Consider the following 16,371-nt stretch of genomic DNA (forward strand, 5'->3'; position numbering starts at 1 on the left):
AACGAAACCATAGTTATTGACATAAAGATACTGAAGAGTAGAAAACAATATCAATTCAAATAATACTGCAAATCCACGGCAGATCCCGTGAGCCGGAGCCGGCCTAACCTACACTTTTAATTGCAGCCCAACATTTAAAGTACAATTCTACTTTTGAGTTTGTTATTTTCACACAACAGCCGGAACTGACAGAACTGTAGAGTCAAAATTAGAATACTCTTAGCCAACACAAAGCGAGGAAATGGTGCTTGAAACTTCAGTAAACGTAGTACGCGAGCGATGGTCTTCAAAACTAGCTTTCATTTTAGCGGCCACACCGGTGCCGTAGTGGGTTTAGGGAAGAACATTTGGTGGTTCCCCCCTATGGCGGGAATGTATGGTGATAGTGCCTTTCTCTTATATTTTATTTAAATTTGTTTTTATTATTGGACTCTCTATATTACTCTATATTATGATAGAGGTTCTCGCAAGAATCCTGTCGATGCTTTAATTACGCTGGCACAAGAATCTAACCACAGCCATAAATGGGGCTTACTGGGCTGGCTAGAGCACTAGCCTTATTACTCATCTGTCTTTCTATAACGTGGTTGCCAGCTGGAGCGTTGCTTATCTTACTTAAAAGTTTTTCCAATGAATTTTATCAACTAAATCCTGTGCAAATAACCGGTATGTGGAAGGGCTTTTTAGCTAATCCTTGGCATCTGCTCGGTTGGCATTCTACTTTTATGTTTTTAACTGTGGTTATGGTTGCAAAAGGCGTCAAGAACGGGCTAGAAAAGGCCACAAAATATGATGCCAGCGTTATACGTTATTCTATTTATTTTAGTTAGTTATGCCTCTTCTTATGGAAATTTTAATAAAGGCTTTCTTTTTTATTTGATTTTAATCATTCAAAAATAACCATTCAAAAATAACGGCCCCTGTGGTTATAGCCGCATTAGGACATACCTTTTTATATTAGCGCTTGGTGCCGGTGCAATGGCCATGTATGGTGCTTATGTTCCAAGAGATTATTAATTTGGGTAAAACCGTTTTAATCGTTGCGAGCTTAGATGTGTTAGTAGCCATATTATCGGGACTTGCGATATCTCCTATTATTTTTACTTATCATTTACCGCCAATACCGCCAAATTCTGGACCGGGTTTATATGTTACTTTGCCTATTATCTTGGGTCATTTGTCCTCCGGCTGGTTCATCGGCGGTTTATTTTTTTATTGTTGCTTTGTGCCCGCCTGAACTTCATCAATTAACCTCGCAGAACCCTTTGTCGTTATTTTAACGCAGCGTTTTGGGCTAAAACGTTATATATTATTGGTAACGGGCCTGGTTATTGGTATCGGTTCTGTGTTGTCGTTTAATTGCTGGCAGAGTATTAAACTTCACGGGTTAACTATTTTTGATATTTCCACCAACCGCCAACCGATATTATTTTACTTTTACCGCTAGGCGGGCTAGGGTTTGCTATTTTTGCTGGTTGGGTGATGAAAAAACAATAACCAAAAAAGAAGTTCATTCAGAAATCTATAGATTTCTTTTTTTTAAATTTAACGCAAAAATAACTTTACATTAAAGCCAGTTGCGTGGTGAATTCAATCAACGGTCTTAAAATAAGAATAGAGATTAATTGTAGTAAAATTAAAAGGACGATAGGCGAGAAATCAAATTCTGCAATAGATGGTATTAATTGCCGTATCGGTCTCATTAAAGGTTCAGTGATTAGAAAAATAATTTCCGTGATAGGATTATGTTGTAAAGATGCAATCCAACTCATAACTACTCGAAGGATGATGGCATAGAAATATAATTTTAGGAATTTATTACCCAATCTGGCAATAACAATAATTACTAATCCGCTAAATTTGGGCAGATACCCCGCCCCCAACCAGAACAATAATAACGCTTGGATAAATTCTAATAATATTAACAATAAGATGATCGCGAGATCGAACCCCTTAAATCCTGGAATGATACGTTGCAGTGGAGAAACAAAAATGTTAGTTAACCGAATAACCATTTGGGAAATGGGATTGTGATAACTCACTCGCAATTTTTGCATCAAGAGGCGCAACATGAGAATAATAACGTAAAGATTAAAAATAAGGCCGACTAAAAATATTCCGGCATTAGTGAATGCTGTCATCATTGATCTACCGTTTTCGATAATTCTTTAGCGCAATTAATCGCGGCTGTTAACGCTTTAGTAAATAATTTACGAAGATTTCCTGATTCCAATACTTTGATCGCTTGCTCCGTGGTGCCACCCGGCGACGTTACAGATTGACGTAATTGTACTACACTTTGCTTCGTTTCAAGTGCCATACGAGCCGCGCCTAAAACTGTTTGTTCCGTAAGTAATTCCGCTGTTTCCTTCGTTAAACCTAATTGCTCCCCGGCCTCCTGAAGTGCCTCCATAATTAAAAAAATATAAGCAGGGCCCGAACCCGAAAGCGCACCTATTTTTTCAATTTGGTCTTCAGACGAAACCAAAATTACCAACCCCACCGCACGCATGATCGATTCCGCTAGATTTTTTTGGTCTTTGCTCACAGTCTCGTTTGCAAATAAACCTGTAGCACCAGCTCTTATCGAGGAAGGTGTATTGGGCATAACACGCACAATACGTGAAGGCTTTCCTAACCATTTTTCAATGAGCATTGTGGTAACGCCTACTGCTAAGGAAATTACAAGAATTTTCGTTTCGCTTAAAATATCTTTTAATTCCTCGCAAACCATTTTAATTTGATGAGGTTTAACGGCTAACACAACCACATCAGCGTTCAAAGCTCCTTGACGATTATCTTGAGTAGTATGGACTCCACACTTTTCCTTAAAGAAATCTAATTTATCCAAACTTCGATTAGTGACACAAATACGGTTTGGCTTGTAACCGTTGGTAATCAATCCTAACACGATATTGCGCGCCATATTTCCGCCGCCAATAAAAGTAATATTGGAAGTATTCATCTATTTTCCCGAGGACCAAAAATTCTTGTTCCGATACGAACCATCGTGCTTCCCACTGCGATAGCCGCGCAAAAGTCGTGCGACATTCCTAATGACAAGACATCCAATGGTAACCCTTTCTTTATTAATTCCCGTTGTGCTTCTTTCAACGTTTCAAATATGGCCTGTTGCGCATTAAAATCTTTGTGATAAGCTGGTATCGTCATTAAACCCCGCAATCTCAGGCGATCAAACTGATTAACTGCTTTTGCAAATTCTGATAAATGCGTTAAGTCTATGCCGCTTTTAGTTTTTTCTTCACCGATGTTTACCTGAATACAAATAGACAATGGTCCCAATTCCACAGGTCGATAACGATTTAATGCTGAAGCAACTTCCAAACGAGAAACGCTTTGCACCCAATCAAAATTTGCGGAAATGAGGCGCGTCTTATTAGTTTGAATTACGCCTATAAAATGCCATTTCAATCGATGAGCGCGCAACGCTTTTATTTTCACCAACGCTTCTTGCAAATAATTTTCACCAAACTGTCTTTGTCCTGCTGCAATAGCCTCTTTTATCTTATCAAGAGATTGCGACTTACTCACCGCTAAAAGCGAAACCGAATTGGGAGAGCGGCTAAATTCTTTTTCTGCTTGGCGGATTTCGCTAGTAATTCTTTTAATATTTTCGCTAATGGACATCAGACGGTCCGGCTTCCTGAATGGCAGCAGGCACTTTAAATTTTTTAAAATTTTCACGGAATTTTTGGATTAATAGCTGGGCTCTTGCAGCATAGGCGCTAACGTTTTCCCAGGTCTTCTGGGGATTTAATAGATGATCGTCCACACCTAAAGCAGATTTTGGAATGGTGAGGTTAAATCTGCTCAACACTTCTGTTGGCCCCTCTTTGAGTTTTCCGCTTAGAACAGCGTTAACAAGCGCTCGTGTCGTTGGAATGGAAAAACGCTTACCTCCTTCACCATAAGCGCCCCCTGTCCAGCCAGTATTAACGAGGTAAACTTGACAGCCCGTTGCTTTAATACGTTTCATTAATAATTCAGCATAGACTGTTGGAGGGCGTGGAAAAAATGGTGCGCCAAAGCAAGTACTGAAGATGGAGGTGACGCCCTTTGCGCTGCCCACTTCCGTACTGCCAACTAAAGCGGTATACCCGCTTAAAAAATAATAAGCTGCTTGTTCTTTCGTGAGCAGCGCTACGGGCGGCAAAACTCCATCGAGATCGCAAGTTAGAAATAAGACGGCATCGGGGGGATGCCCTCTATTATTTTCCACCCGAAATGGAATGTGCTCACGCGGATAAGCGGCACGCGAATTTTGGGTTAGCCGCGCATCCGCATAATCGGGAACACCATTCTCATCTAAAACCACATTTTCCATAATAGCGCCGTGCCGAATCGCATTCCAAATCATCGGCTCTCGTTCTTGTGACAAATCAATGCACTTAGCATAACATCCACCCTCAAAATTAAAAACGCTTGTGGTGCTCCAACCGTGTTCGTCGTCACCGATTAAAAATCGATGAGGGTCAGCCGACAAAGTGGTCTTACCCGTTCCTGATAATCCGAAGAATAGTGCAACATCGCCCGACTGGCCAGCATTAGCGGCGCAATGCATCGGTAAAACATCGTGCGGTGGCAAAAGATAATTCAGCACAGAAAACATGGCTTTTTTCATTTCACCCGCATATGGCATGCCCACCAATAACACACGGCGCCGTGATAAATTAATCATTACCGCACCATCACTGTTCACGCCGTCTCGCTCAGGATCGGTTTTCAACCCGGGGGCACTTAAAATAACCCAGGACGGTTTCTTATTCGCATGATCGCGAGAAGGACGGATAAAAAGATCACACGCAAATAAATTGTGCCACGCAAACTCGGTGACCACCTTAAGTGGCAGAAAATGATTATCGTCCGCCCCTACTTGCAAATACGAAATATAAACAGCACGTTCAGAAAGATACCGCAGCGTTTTCTCCCACAACTGGTCAAAGGTACATTGTTCAACAGGCTGATTGATATTGCCCCACGCCACTTGATCGGCAGTTTGCTCATCTTTGACAATAAAACGATCTTTCGGTGATCGACCCGTGCGTTTCCCAGTAGTAACCGCTAAAGCTCCACTGGAACTTAACACGCCCTCGCTATTTTTTACGGCGTGTTGAATCAACTCATTAGGAGAAAGGTTAATATAGGTAACTCGCGCAGCAATTTTCTCCATAGCTGTTCCTTTATCTCATTTTAATGAGGGACCATTATGGCAAATTATCGCCGTATTGAATAGCCGCTTTGGCAGAAGTAATTGGAATCGAGAGTTGCTACTCTCGGGAGATCCGCGCATACTTAGCGTCATTATGGTAAAGACAAATATCCTGTCCCATCATTTTCTCGTCGCTATGCCCCAATTAAATGATTTTACTTTTACTAAAGCGGTGATTTATGTCTCCCAACACGATGCGAAAGGCGCGTTGGGAATAATTATTAATAGACCGTTGGCGTTGACTTTAGGAAAAGTTTTAGAGCACTTAAATATTGAAATCGTCCAACCGCAAATTGCCAATCACCCTGTTTTGATGGGAGGACCTATTGGTCAGGAACATGGTTTTATTGTTTATGAACAGGAATCAGCTCAAGGGGCGGAAATTTTGCTTTCGGCATCGAAAGATATGTTGGGTGACATTGCTAAAAATAAAGGCCCGGATGATTTTTTAATCACCCTTGGCTATGCCGGCTGGGAAGCAGGGCAGTTGGAAAATGAGATTGTCCGTAATGATTGGCTAGTGGTGCCCTTTAATCGCAAGATTCTTTTTGAAACTCCTTTAAAAAGTCGTTGGCAAAAAGCAGCAGCGCTCATCGGAATTGATATTAATCAGCTTTCTGGCCAGATTGGGCATGCCTAATCAAAATCTCATCGCATTCGGATTTGATTTCGGGATGAAACGTATCGGTGTTGCCGTTGGCCAAAACGTAACGCATTCTGCGAATGCGATTGCAATTTTGAAGGCTCAAGATGGCGTTCCCGACTGGGAGAAAATTAAAATTCTCATTGAGACTTGGCACACGAACGTGCTCGTTGTTGGCATTCCCTACAATATGGATGGCTCTGAACAAACACTTACATTCCCTGCGCACAAATTTGCGCGCAAATTGCAAACGCGGTTTGACCTACCCGTCTATATAGTTGATGAACGACTCACAACGATCGAAGCGAAAAGGCAATGGTACGAGCAGGGACTGACAAAACGACCCCAACATTTCGATAATTATGCCGCTAAACTTATTCTAGAACAGTGGTTACAGGAACAAAAAAATGAATGAATTTCCTTTACATTTATTAGATATGCGTTCACTCACACGTGACCATATTGAAAAGCTTATCCAACGGGCGAATTATTTTTTAACTCAAGGCGTGGAAAAAAATTCGGTCTTTGAAACATTAAAAGGGCACATAGTCGCCAATTTATTTTTTGAACCAAGCACGCGAACGCGTAACTCCTTTGAAATTGCGTCTAAACGTTTGGGCGCCATTGTTCTTAACCCTAATCTTAAAATTTCGGCAATAAGTAAAGGTGAAGCTCTTTTTGATACGATTAAAACTTTGGAAGCGATGGGTGTTTGTTTTTTCATTGTGCGCCATTCTGAAAATAAAAAACTGGAGCAGATAGCAAAACGATTATCCTCAGGTGTCGTCATCAACGCGGGTGACGGTAATCATCAACATCCATCACAAGCTTTAATTGATCTAATGACAATAAAGCAACACAAACCACATTGGAATAAATTGTGTGTCACGATTATTGGCGATATTCGTCATTCTCGCGTGGCAAACTCATTAATGGACGGGTTAATCACGATGGGTGTTCCGGAAATTCGATTAGTAGGCCCATTGTCATTATTGCCTGACAAGGTCAAGAAGGATTCGATTAGAAAATTCACCGAATTAAAACTAAGTCTCTTTAACAGCGACGTTATTGTCACCCTTCGTTTGCAAAAGGAACGGCATGATAATTCTGTCGATATCGACGCTTTTCGCGAATCTTTTCGATTGACATCTGAAAAATTATATTCCGCAAAACCCGATGCCATTGTTATGCATCCGGGTCCCGTCAACCGCGAAGTCGAAATTAATTCTGATGTCGCAGATAACCAACAATCTGTCATCCTTCAACAAGTACGTAACGGCGTCGCTATGCGGATGGCCTTGTTGGAGTTTTTATTGTTGCAAGATTTTCGTTTCCTTGATCTTCAATAGCAGCCCATATGAGCGAAGCGAAATACGGAGACGATAGACGAGATCATTATTTTCCCGTATTCTGCTTTGCTCCATACGTATATTGTGAGTCCGTATTCTTAACAACAACCCCGAATCTCAGTGATCGGCGTCCTGCCGGCTTTTGACTAAACATTCGGCGCATCTTTTTAACAGCGGAACGTTTTGTTGTTCCACCGTCTTACCCCGCACAAACCGCATCTGGGCCCGGGAAGCCGCTTGATCTATCGTCTGCGCATCGTTACCGCCATTCTTGTTACTTTTGACATACGGTTTTCTGACACTTCGAGCGAATTATCGGTTAAGGCAGGGCCGCCCAGCTTTCCAATTGAAAGCTAACAATCTCATATTGAACAACGTTAAAATGCGCTGCAATCTTTTCTGCGGCCACTAATTCAGAGAGATGCTTTTGACCATAATCAAAGCTCAAAGCATAACAAGCAAAACCCTTACTCTTAACAACGGTCATATAAGTCGTAGAATCTAAACCACCAGATATTAAAATAACTACTTGTTTCATATAAGTTCTCTATTAAATCCTTCGCTTCGGCTGAAGTCTAGGAACAATTTTTTACTCTCCTAGCCTTTCCCACAGGGGAGAAGAATTATGCATAGCGGTACTGAAATTTATACATCTTTTTCTTAATGTAATCCACGGTGTTTTTATAAAAGGGTATGATTGAATTTTAACAAGTAATAAGATCAGTCACCGGGCATAGACTGGGATTTGGAGTAAAAAATTATTAGTGTGTACGAATAACTGTGAAGAGTGTGCCGCCGTCTAGATTTAATGCGTTGGAACAGCCCAGTTTTTGCAGGAGGATCGCTAATTGTGTGGCGCTGAGTAGTAAATTATTATCCGTTATTGCAATAATAATATCTCCTGTTGGAGTGACGCCTAGCGCGGATCATTGTGCTGATCCAACGCGTAATTTAGGTATTTGGCCATCTATAATTAAAATTAATCTGGGACTAGCTTGAATGGTGAAATTAATTTCAGGCGAGTAGCGATAATTTTGCGGACTTGTAATGGCCGCACGGTTATTTTTAATCATAAAATTCCCCACCAGCTTATCCTCTTTAAAGAGGATAAAGCTTTATTATTGCTAATCCGGAGGCTAACATTTTCCATCGAATACTTGGATTTGCATATGCTGATTTAATAATCAGTGTAAAGAGGAAAAAAATAAAATAGTGCAGCAGAGTTCACTTCATAATTAAATAGTTGTTAAATTTAAAGCCTTTCGGTAACAATCCAAAGCAGAATCTTTTTGACCTTTTTCTTCATAAACCCGTCCCAATTCTCGGTAAGCAGCAGACGAGGGCATTAATTTGATAGTGGTTTGTAAATAGTCGTGTGCTTTCCCTAAAAATTTTTCCTGCCGGCTTAAACGTCCGAGGCAGAGAAATAATTCGGGTTCTTTAGGATATTTCTTTAACCACGTTTCAGCAGTAGTCAATTGATCGGTTTTCTTTTCGCCCCATGCTAGCCCGTAAGTAGATATTAAATGGGAGTTCCACTGTTTTTTAAGTGCAGATTCAATTAAGGGAATAGCCTTATCCGGCTCATCATATTTAATGAGCGAACGTGTATAAAAATCAATCAGTTCTATTGCTTGAGTTGAACGGTGAGGTAAAGAATTCCACATCTCAATTAAGGCTTGTTTACCTTTGCGGTCCGCGGCCTTTAGTAAATTTACGTAAATAGTTTTTTCAAGAACATCGAGCACCTCAACGGACTCCACTCTTTGTTTGCGTAAATGAGGAAGGAGATGACGTAATTTCTCCCAATTTTGTAAACGAACATAAACTTGCTTTAATAATTGCAAGGTGCACGCGTGATTAGGGTTCGTCTGATTTAACCGCTCCAAGGTCGCCAGCGCTTGTCCCCATTGATTTTTACCAATTTGTAACCTTGCCCGAGTGAGATCGACAGCAATGTCAGAACCTTTTGCTTTGGCATGAGCCAGGCGTAAATAATTATCGCGTCGTTCGTAGGATTGTTGGGCATTAGCTGCTTGGGCAGCCGCTAAATAATTAACTAGAGGATTCTTAGTACTCTTAGCTCCTTTCACGAGCTTTTGTTCGGCTGAAGGCCATCGGCCTTCCGCAAGTTCACAAAGTCCTGCGCTGGTGAGTTGACGAGCACGACGATATTGTTTCATCTTCCGCCAATGATGGATGTTTTTTGAGATGCGAGTAGCACGCCCGAGAAGTCGAAAAATAATATAAAAAAGAATAAAAAGAATAAGAAGAGAAACAATAGCCGCCCACAAAGTGGTTTCGATACTCCAATGCTGATAGATAATTAATAAATAGCCAGTATCACGAGTCATTTCCAAACCAAGCAAGATCGATAATATCAAGAGGATAAAGAGTATGATCAAATATCGCATTAGATTAGCCCCCGACATTTTTGGTCAGTAAAGTTTTTACGATAGACCATGATTGGAGTTGGGGGGTGTGCGGCTTAATATTGATGATGGCAATGGCTTGAATTTTCTTGATAATATTATCCGCTTCGGGTTGATTATGATCGTAGTTGGATAGCCATTGAACGGCTCTATTTAGACTACTTTGGTAAGCCTCAGGCTCCCGATTAAGTAGCGCCCATTGTGCTTGAACTAATTGCAATTGCAAATTTTCCTTTAAAAATAAAGTTTGACCCGGCTCAGTTAAAGGGGAGGTAGGATGATCCACCCGACGAATAACGAAGAGGTTGCTTAGAGCTTTACTAAAACTGTGCTTGATTTTTTCCCACCACGTTTTTAATTCGGGCGCGGATGCCGTCAGTGGTTCAGGGGCGCTCCGATGAGGCTGCATGGATAAAGCCGCAATTTCAGTTTTTAAATAATCTAATCGCTCAAAAATCTTAATAGGATCAATTTTCGGAACGGTTGACAGTGCTATGATATCTTGATCAACCGCTTGTTTTAATGGAGTTAAAGCATCAGAGGAAACCGGCTGTAATTGCTGTTGAACCATTTTTAATATCTGGATGGCCGCCAGGGTATTATTTTTGATTGTTAAATGAAGATGAGCCAATTGAACTAAATAGGCTATTTCTGCAACTGTTTGTCTTCCCGACGGATGGGTCATCTCATGCGTTAACTGATCAATATTTTTTCGGTTAGTCGCAATGGCCGTTTGCAACTCCGCCTGGGATTGTTGTAAATCACCCTGAAATCGACCTAACGATTGTTCCAATTGAGAACTGTTAAGTCGGTGCCAAATAGCGATACCAAAGGTAATGCCGCCGAGAGCTAAAATAAAACCAGTAATGCCCAACAATAAGAGGATAGTTTGTATGGGCATTGATTTAGTTTTTGTAGGAGGCTGTTCGAGCGAAGACATTTCAGGCACGGTTTTCCCTTTTAAAAAGTTGATTTAAATCATTGTACCTTCATTGTTCTTCGCGGGAAAGACAGAGTTTATGGATGTTTAGCCGCGACCATTCCCGTCTCTGATTTGCTTTTATTGTAAATACAATACGTTCCCGTTGAGTCTATGATAATCCTCTCGTTTGGATGATGAGAACTTGATTTATATGGACACACTACTTCCCGTTCACCAGCGACATATAAGACAAAAACCAGAAGCTTTTTCTAGAGAAGTAGGCTGAACAGTGAAATCGCAAATGTATACTAACTATATTTTCTCAGAAGCCGGGAATGGAGAGTTGTCTTCGATGGGTACATTAATGCACGTTAAAAACTTTATCATTAGTTTATGACGAGCGCTTTTACTTTTATTACCCATGCTGCTGCTAAAACAATTTCTTTATTAACTAAGGTTGCGCAAACGAACGATCACGAAGGACTAGTTTGCGCACCATTTCAAAGTAGACTGTATTTTAGCACCATCCGAGATTTTAAGAAGAGAATAGGAACATCCATAAATTACCTCGATTTAAAGTCTAACAAAATATATATCTTCCTTCCTAAAAAAAAACAAATATGGCTAGCAGTATGTGGCTTTCGAACGATGGCAAGTTGTTATTAGTTGTCGAGTAGGGAATGAAACCAACACCGGGGTATTAACAAAATTGATTTAATCAACAATCAAAGGAAATTTTTTGTTAACTCTTAGTTAAGGCGCGCCATTTAATTCGCCCAATAAAGTGATTTAAGCTAAATCAGGAATTATTTATTTTAGCAATCCCAATTATGGATATAACCAAGACTTTAAACGGAAGCCCAGCTGCCCCAATGCAATTTATGTTTTTGACCTGAAATTAAATAAGTTGCAAAGATTATCCCCTTAATTTTGATACTGTGTTGTAAGATGGCTTTTGTTTAGGCCGCTACCAATGGCTTCACAGGTGAGCTAATCATCGCCGAGGGCAAGGTCTTTGTTGCGAATAAAAATGGAGACGCACGAAAACTTCCGAAAAGTACAAAGACACCCTTTTCTGAGGTGGTTAAATTTTACCCGACTCAAATATTTAAAAATGTTAGCGTCTTCTCCATGTCAGAATTAGAAAAATACGTTACAAACTAATTTGGAGACAAAAACGCAATGTATGCGGTTAAAATACTACATGTCACATGTAAAAGGATTGTCGCTCCTTCATTCCCAACGGTGCCTCCGGATGTACTTGCCAATAAGTGGGTGAAGAAAATGCAGAAAGTACAGCGTTTAAATACTATTCTTGGAACGGCTTTTGGCTTTATTACACCCGATTATTTAGGTCCATTATTAGAGAAGCAGGTCCTTATATCGATTTTATTACTGATGATCATGCGAAATTTTTATCTTTATAATTTTCGATTTGAAAATGTTAAAATGAAAGTAATGAAACTTAAGAAATTAGAAATTAATTCGGATATTTAGTGGATAAAATTTCTATAATAGCCTTTTCTCCGGCATTGTCCGCTAGAAGCACCGAGTGGAATCCTTGAGATTTTGATAAGTTTTCCATTTTATTGTTAATAACAACGAGCGGGATAGATTGTAACCAGTGCTGGTGTGATTCGAATAATGAGCAGAGATTTTGGAGGCTTTCGGCGCTAGTAGAGACAATTGCATGAATCGTGTGGTGAGTGAGAGCGGCAATCGTTTTCTAAATAAGGGTGAGAGTTTTCCCGCAAAAATAGCAATCGTTTTTCTAGTCACTTGATGGAGTAAAGGCAAATCTAAAAGGCTTTCACTACTGAAATGTTCGGAAATGACATCAACAGAAAGGTCGCATTGAAATAAAGCCGTGGCGGTCCCTGCGCCAATAGCAACTAATTTTTGTTGTGCTTTAAAATTTAAAATAGGAGAGTATTTTACAGCATTTGCACTTAAAAAAATTAGGATGTCGCTTGAATTCAGAAATCTAGCCTAATTCATTTTATCATCTGGGCTCCCACTTTCGCAGGAAGGTGGAAAACTTGCGGATTCGAAGAACGAGTAGTTGCATTTATTAATTGGTTTTATAATGAAGGTTGGAAATAAAATAACGGTGCCACCCCTGCGTTCAATAGCTTTTTTAATAATTCTCCATGCCCTTCAGGGCGAGTAATCATAATGGTTTTATTTTTTAAGAATTTATTTTCCATGGTGCTCGATTTTCCAAGCTGCATAAGCTGGGGTTTCGTAAGGGTGCACTTGGAGCAGTTCTTCCAGCACTGTTTTTAAATACTTATCATCACAGACCATTTCTACTAAATATTCTTTTACCGTTTCAATTTGACCTTCAGAACCCAAATGAGGCTGGCTGCCGCTTAAAGGACGGTATTGCCCCGCCCCTAAAGTTTGCCAAGAACAGCAATCATACTTACCCACTTTACCTGCGCCTTTGGCAAATAACGCATTTTTTACGTTTTCTAAATGAGTTTCGGGAATATAAAAAGTAAGTTTGTACATTAACCCCTCCTTAATCTTCTCCCTTGAGCGATGATAAAATTTTGTAAAAGCATTGATAAAAATTTTGCATGGTTTTTAGAATCAATTTGGCCTGGAGCAGAGATGACATCGTTTACCGATGAAAAGGTTAAATACCCTCCTAATAGAGGGGAAAATAAACGGATTATTTTTCCTTGTTTGTCAATTCCGAGCACAATCATATTTTCATTAATTTTTTTATTGATAAGTAGCTTAAATAAAGTCTTAATATCTTCACATTGCTCAGACTTCGTTGCAAATTTAAAAACATCCGGATTAAATAATCGCATATTCTCTAAAAGAGAGTTAAGTTCAGTTATCGGGGGCGTATGAAGAAAATTGTGGTAGGAAATAATAATTTTTGCTTTTTTTTCGCGAATGCTGATTTTATTTGCAACGGAGAGATCAATACCAAGATAATTTCCCGTTTGTAAGATTTCTTGTTGGGCTTCGGACGTTCCTATAAAATTCCCGCCGTCTGCTCGTACCTGACAGTAAAGGATGGCTTTCTTGTGGGTATGATTTTTAATAATTCGCACCCACTGCGAGTTTATTTGTTCGAGATAATAGATGCGTAACTCGACAAAATCCACCGCGGTTTGCGCTGCTTCAAGGTGAAATAAAAATTCCTCGAGCGTTTTGCCGATAACCACAACACGGATACGGACTGTATTTAACATTATTTTTTAACTCACGCAGTAGAGAATCACCGCCCTATTCTAATAATTGCGATGCTACTTTAAAACCTATTTTTTAGCCCCCTCTGAATTTCCAATCCCCGTCGCACGGATTATAACGCGACCGTCTATTTTTCCGAGCATCGCAAACAGAGAGAGTTGATCATTTTTAATGATGGCATGCGCTGAAATGGGTGTAAAACAATCGCCGCCGAGTTTGTCATTAACAGCGCGTTCCGCAGTCACGCAAAGTCGAGTTCCCCGATGGTTCAATGACTTTAGGAGCGTTTGCATTTTATGATCATCAGAACGACATTCAACACCAATTGCTCCTTGTCCAATGGCGGGTATAAATTCGTGAGGATAAAAATAATAATGGATTCAGTTTTCTAAGCCTAAACGTTTTAATCCTGCGGTCGCTAAAACAATAGCGTTGTAATGCCCAGCGTCGAGCTTAGCTAATCGCGTACTGACATTGCCTCGAATTCTTAATTTTGAAACCTGGCTGAATTTTTTCAATTGACATTGGCGACGTGGACTTGAGGTTCCGATAACGGCGTGGGGAGGTAAAGTGGATAATTCACCTTTTGCTATTCAAAGCGTCGCGTGGATCTTCGCGACGAATAAAAGCGCCGATCATTAATTCAGGACCATAACCCATCACAAGCCGACATATCTTTTATAGAATGTATGGTAACAGCATCGCGATTTAGCAACGCTTTCTGCAAATCTTTAACAAAAAAGTCCTTGCCGCCGCTGTCGACTAATTTTTCCGTGGTAAGACGATTGCCTTGAGTGGTGTAACCCAAGATTTGACAGACCAGATGAGGGTGTATATTTTAAATTGTTGTTTTACGAATTCAGCTTACCATAATACTAGCGGACTTTTTCGCGTGACAATTAAAATACTACGTTTTTTGATCATTCGAGCTTAATTCATCAAGGAGTAGATCTTTTTGTTGCCATATGGCATTTAACCAGTGTTGGAAATGACGGCGAAATTCTCGGTCTTCGTAATAGTCACCAATCAAATCTGGAGTCAACGGCAATAATTCGTAATGGACGGTTATTTTGAAGCCCCCCCCCTGAAAATAATTCCAAAATGAAAGTGGACGAGAATAGTAGAGAGTAACATTCAAAATTCCGCTCAACTTTTCTTGGAGTTCTTTTATCACAATGGCGGTGCCGCCGGCTTTAGGTTTGAGTAAATGTAGATAAGGGGAATGTTGACGTTGGTGTTTTTCGGGAGTAAACCGAGTACCTTCCACAAAATTGACCACCGTCGTTAGAAACTCTTTGAATTTTTCACATGCCTTTTTGGAGGTATGAATATCCATGTACTTCAAATGAGGTCGCTTTCGCATTTTTTTTCGAGAATAGCGTTGAACAAAGGGGTAATCCAATAACCAACAGCTTAGGCCTAATATCGGGAGATCCCATAATAATTCTTGTTTCATAAAGAATTTGATTACCGGGATTTTGCGGTTAAATACATAACCCAGTACCAATATATCCAGCCAACTTCGGTGATTGCTGATTAGCATGTACCAATGGTTGGTGTCCAGCGGGGCTTTTCCTTCGACCCTCCACTCATGGTTGGATGGTAATTTCAAAAATTGATTTGAAATACTGGCCCAAACTACAGGAACTTGAAGCGCCATTTTCATCATAGCTCGATGCCATGATTTTATAGGCATTAATTTTGCCAAACCACCAAAAGTAATTGCAAAAAGAGCCGTTATGACCGAAAGGATGACATAAATAAAAGCGGCGAGAGTGATGAATAAAAATTTAAAGACGCGATGCATAGGCAACCCTCCCTTTAATTTCTTAAAAAGCCTATTAAAATCCAATTTCTTGTTGAGTGATACGTTTTAGGTGACCGACTTCCTGGTATGAGGTTACCGGCTTTGGCTTGAATTTGAGGTTTAAAAATACACTGTTTTTTGTCGTGTGACACGCAATTCATATAGGCACTCAAATTTTCTCCACTTTCCACCAACGGGCATATAGACTAGCAAATTGTATGCCAAGCTCACTGGAAATATCATTTTTTCATCGGATTGATAAAGACAAGTAATATTACCTACATTAACGCCCTACCATTGAGCCCAAGAAATTTATTCAAATGACTGAAAAGGAAGGTGAATAACTCTTCCGGCCACGCTTCGCCGACCAAATCATCTTGTGGATCTTTTTGCAGTTTACTGATCTCTGGACACGTGAGATAGCCTTTAGGAACTGGAGAAACAAGCGTTGCGGGGTCGCCTATGCTTTCCGTTGCCAGCAAAGGGAGAACAATAAAAGAGATTAAACTTAATTTTTGGTAACGCATTATCATTATGTTAAGTAGATATTTTTAAGTAATTGTTAATTTGACGTACAATTTTACTATAAAAAACCTCCGTTTTCACTAGTACCCTGTCAAATAAATTTTTCTAAGGGGCTCTCTCGTAGAAGAAGTACCCCCTATGAGCGCAGCGAAATACGGGGGCGATAGACGAGATCATTATTTTCCCGTATTCTGCTTTGCTCCATACGTATAGGCCCTGGGTTGTTGTGTCAACAATCAGTTTTGACGAAAAG

At 40.1% G+C, this 16,371-nt stretch carries 13 protein-coding genes and 8 pseudogenes; 6 read left to right on the plus strand and 15 right to left on the minus strand.

Annotated elements, in window-relative coordinates; genetic code table 11:
- Positions 1–241: 241 nt before the first annotated feature.
- Positions 242–1,571 (plus strand): annotated as a pseudogene (locus FIV31_RS04615) (sodium-dependent transporter).
- On the opposite strand, the gene FIV31_RS04620 reads toward FIV31_RS04615, so the two are convergent.
- From FIV31_RS04620 to FIV31_RS04635, 4 genes are read right to left on the minus strand one after another with little or no spacing between them, the layout of a single operon-like run.
- Complete coding sequence (locus FIV31_RS04620; protein ID WP_280123979.1) at positions 1,563–2,144, minus strand: YggT family protein; 582 nt, start codon at positions 2,142–2,144, stop codon at positions 1,563–1,565. The pseudogene FIV31_RS04615 and the gene FIV31_RS04620 overlap by 9 nt on opposite strands.
- A complete protein-coding gene (gene proC / locus FIV31_RS04625) occupies positions 2,141–2,965 on the minus strand; it encodes a pyrroline-5-carboxylate reductase (protein WP_280123980.1) in 825 nt (274 codons plus the stop codon). Before proC ends, FIV31_RS04620 begins: the two co-directional genes overlap by 4 nt.
- Complete coding sequence (locus tag FIV31_RS04630) at positions 2,962–3,648, minus strand: YggS family pyridoxal phosphate-dependent enzyme (protein ID WP_280123981.1); 687 nt, start codon at positions 3,646–3,648, stop codon at positions 2,962–2,964. The genes proC and FIV31_RS04630 overlap by 4 nt, the downstream gene beginning before the upstream one ends.
- Entirely contained in the window at positions 3,638–5,191 is a 1,554-nt protein-coding gene (locus FIV31_RS04635) for a phosphoenolpyruvate carboxykinase (RefSeq protein WP_280123982.1), read from the minus strand. The genes FIV31_RS04630 and FIV31_RS04635 overlap by 11 nt, the downstream gene beginning before the upstream one ends.
- Positions 5,192–5,285: 94 nt before the next feature.
- On the opposite strand from FIV31_RS04635, the gene FIV31_RS04640 reads away from it, so the two are divergent.
- Genes FIV31_RS04640 through FIV31_RS04650 form a run of 3 tightly spaced genes read left to right on the plus strand, consistent with a single transcriptional unit; the run spans position 5,286 to position 7,222 of the window.
- Positions 5,286–5,870: a YqgE/AlgH family protein gene (locus FIV31_RS04640; protein ID WP_280123991.1), complete on the plus strand. Its 585-nt coding sequence runs from the start codon at positions 5,286–5,288 to the stop codon at positions 5,868–5,870.
- A complete protein-coding gene (ruvX, locus tag FIV31_RS04645; RefSeq protein ID WP_280123983.1) occupies positions 5,863–6,288 on the plus strand; it encodes a Holliday junction resolvase RuvX in 426 nt (141 codons plus the stop codon). The genes FIV31_RS04640 and ruvX overlap by 8 nt, the downstream gene beginning before the upstream one ends.
- Positions 6,281–7,222 (plus strand): aspartate carbamoyltransferase, encoded by a 942-nt coding sequence (locus FIV31_RS04650; RefSeq protein WP_280123984.1) that lies wholly within the window; start codon positions 6,281–6,283, stop codon positions 7,220–7,222. Before ruvX ends, FIV31_RS04650 begins: the two co-directional genes overlap by 8 nt.
- A 101-nt stretch (positions 7,223–7,323) precedes the next feature.
- Here FIV31_RS04650 and FIV31_RS04655 read toward each other — a convergent pair.
- The 5 genes and pseudogenes from FIV31_RS04655 to FIV31_RS04675 all read right to left on the minus strand — a co-directional run.
- Positions 7,324–7,516 (minus strand): annotated as a pseudogene (locus FIV31_RS04655) (IS110 family transposase); the annotation flags it as partial.
- A 25-nt stretch (positions 7,517–7,541) separates the two neighbouring features.
- A complete protein-coding gene (locus tag FIV31_RS04660; RefSeq protein WP_280123985.1) occupies positions 7,542–7,760 on the minus strand; it encodes a 7-cyano-7-deazaguanine synthase in 219 nt (72 codons plus the stop codon).
- A gap of 156 nt (positions 7,761–7,916) precedes the next feature.
- Positions 7,917–8,363: pseudogene (locus FIV31_RS04665) on the minus strand (phosphodiester glycosidase family protein); the annotation flags it as partial.
- 94 nt (positions 8,364–8,457) lie between these two features.
- The gene (locus FIV31_RS04670; protein ID WP_280123986.1) at positions 8,458–9,636 is read right to left on the minus strand and encodes a heme biosynthesis protein HemY; all 1,179 of its coding nucleotides are present in this window, start codon (positions 9,634–9,636) and stop codon (positions 8,458–8,460) included.
- Positions 9,637–9,640: 4 nt separating this feature from the next.
- A complete protein-coding gene (locus FIV31_RS04675) occupies positions 9,641–10,603 on the minus strand; it encodes a uroporphyrinogen-III C-methyltransferase (RefSeq protein ID WP_280123987.1) in 963 nt (320 codons plus the stop codon).
- Positions 10,604–11,557: 954 nt separating this feature from the next.
- Between FIV31_RS04675 and FIV31_RS08535 the strand changes: the two are divergent.
- Positions 11,558–11,740: pseudogene (locus tag FIV31_RS08535) on the plus strand (acetolactate decarboxylase); the annotation flags it as partial.
- A gap of 120 nt (positions 11,741–11,860) precedes the next feature.
- Positions 11,861–12,073, plus strand: coding sequence for a hypothetical protein (locus FIV31_RS04685; RefSeq protein ID WP_280123988.1), 213 nt, complete (start codon positions 11,861–11,863; stop codon positions 12,071–12,073).
- Here the strand turns inward: FIV31_RS04685 and FIV31_RS04690 are convergent.
- The 6 genes and pseudogenes from FIV31_RS04690 to eirA form a co-directional block, all read right to left on the minus strand.
- Positions 12,057–12,783, minus strand: a pseudogene (locus FIV31_RS04690) (uroporphyrinogen-III synthase). The gene FIV31_RS04685 and the pseudogene FIV31_RS04690 overlap by 17 nt on opposite strands.
- Positions 12,773–13,090, minus strand: coding sequence for a CBU_2076 family Dot/Icm type IV secretion system effector (locus FIV31_RS04695; protein ID WP_280123989.1), 318 nt, complete (start codon positions 13,088–13,090; stop codon positions 12,773–12,775). The pseudogene FIV31_RS04690 and the gene FIV31_RS04695 overlap by 11 nt, the downstream one beginning before the upstream one ends.
- Before the next feature lie 10 nt (positions 13,091–13,100).
- Positions 13,101–13,788 (minus strand): annotated as a pseudogene (locus FIV31_RS04700) (type I 3-dehydroquinate dehydratase).
- Between the two features lie 34 nt (positions 13,789–13,822).
- Positions 13,823–14,710: pseudogene (gene hemC / locus FIV31_RS04705) on the minus strand (hydroxymethylbilane synthase).
- Entirely contained in the window at positions 14,694–15,593 is a 900-nt protein-coding gene (locus FIV31_RS04710; protein WP_280123990.1) for an acyltransferase, read from the minus strand. The pseudogene hemC and the gene FIV31_RS04710 overlap by 17 nt, the downstream one beginning before the upstream one ends.
- A 34-nt stretch (positions 15,594–15,627) precedes the next feature.
- Positions 15,628–16,120: pseudogene (gene eirA / locus FIV31_RS04715) on the minus strand (T4SS-associated protein EirA).
- Positions 16,121–16,371: the final 251 nt, after the last annotated feature.

The organism is Coxiella endosymbiont of Ornithodoros amblus (assembly GCF_019425495.1).
In the GTDB taxonomy this organism is placed as follows: domain Bacteria; phylum Pseudomonadota; class Gammaproteobacteria; order Coxiellales; family Coxiellaceae; genus Coxiella.

What these genes read in the sequence shown, in the direction of transcription:
- FIV31_RS04620 (WP_280123979.1), bottom strand. Translation starts at nt 2,144, where the DNA reads ATGATGACAGCATTCACTAATGCCGGAATATTTTTAGTCGGCCTTATT.
- proC (WP_280123980.1), bottom strand. Translation starts at nt 2,965, where the DNA reads ATGAATACTTCCAATATTACTTTTATTGGCGGCGGAAATATGGCGCGC.
- FIV31_RS04630 (WP_280123981.1), bottom strand. Translation starts at nt 3,648, where the DNA reads ATGTCCATTAGCGAAAATATTAAAAGAATTACTAGCGAAATCCGCCAA.
- FIV31_RS04635 (WP_280123982.1), bottom strand. Translation starts at nt 5,191, where the DNA reads ATGGAGAAAATTGCTGCGCGAGTTACCTATATTAACCTTTCTCCTAAT.
- ruvX (WP_280123983.1), top strand. Translation starts at nt 5,863, where the DNA reads ATGCCTAATCAAAATCTCATCGCATTCGGATTTGATTTCGGGATGAAA.
- FIV31_RS04650 (WP_280123984.1), top strand. Translation starts at nt 6,281, where the DNA reads ATGAATGAATTTCCTTTACATTTATTAGATATGCGTTCACTCACACGT.
- FIV31_RS04660 (WP_280123985.1), bottom strand. Translation starts at nt 7,760, where the DNA reads ATGAAACAAGTAGTTATTTTAATATCTGGTGGTTTAGATTCTACGACT.
- FIV31_RS04670 (WP_280123986.1), bottom strand. Translation starts at nt 9,636, where the DNA reads ATGCGATATTTGATCATACTCTTTATCCTCTTGATATTATCGATCTTG.
- FIV31_RS04685 (WP_280123988.1), top strand. Translation starts at nt 11,861, where the DNA reads ATGCAGAAAGTACAGCGTTTAAATACTATTCTTGGAACGGCTTTTGGC.
- FIV31_RS04695 (WP_280123989.1), bottom strand. Translation starts at nt 13,090, where the DNA reads ATGTACAAACTTACTTTTTATATTCCCGAAACTCATTTAGAAAACGTA.
- FIV31_RS04710 (WP_280123990.1), bottom strand. Translation starts at nt 15,593, where the DNA reads ATGCATCGCGTCTTTAAATTTTTATTCATCACTCTCGCCGCTTTTATT.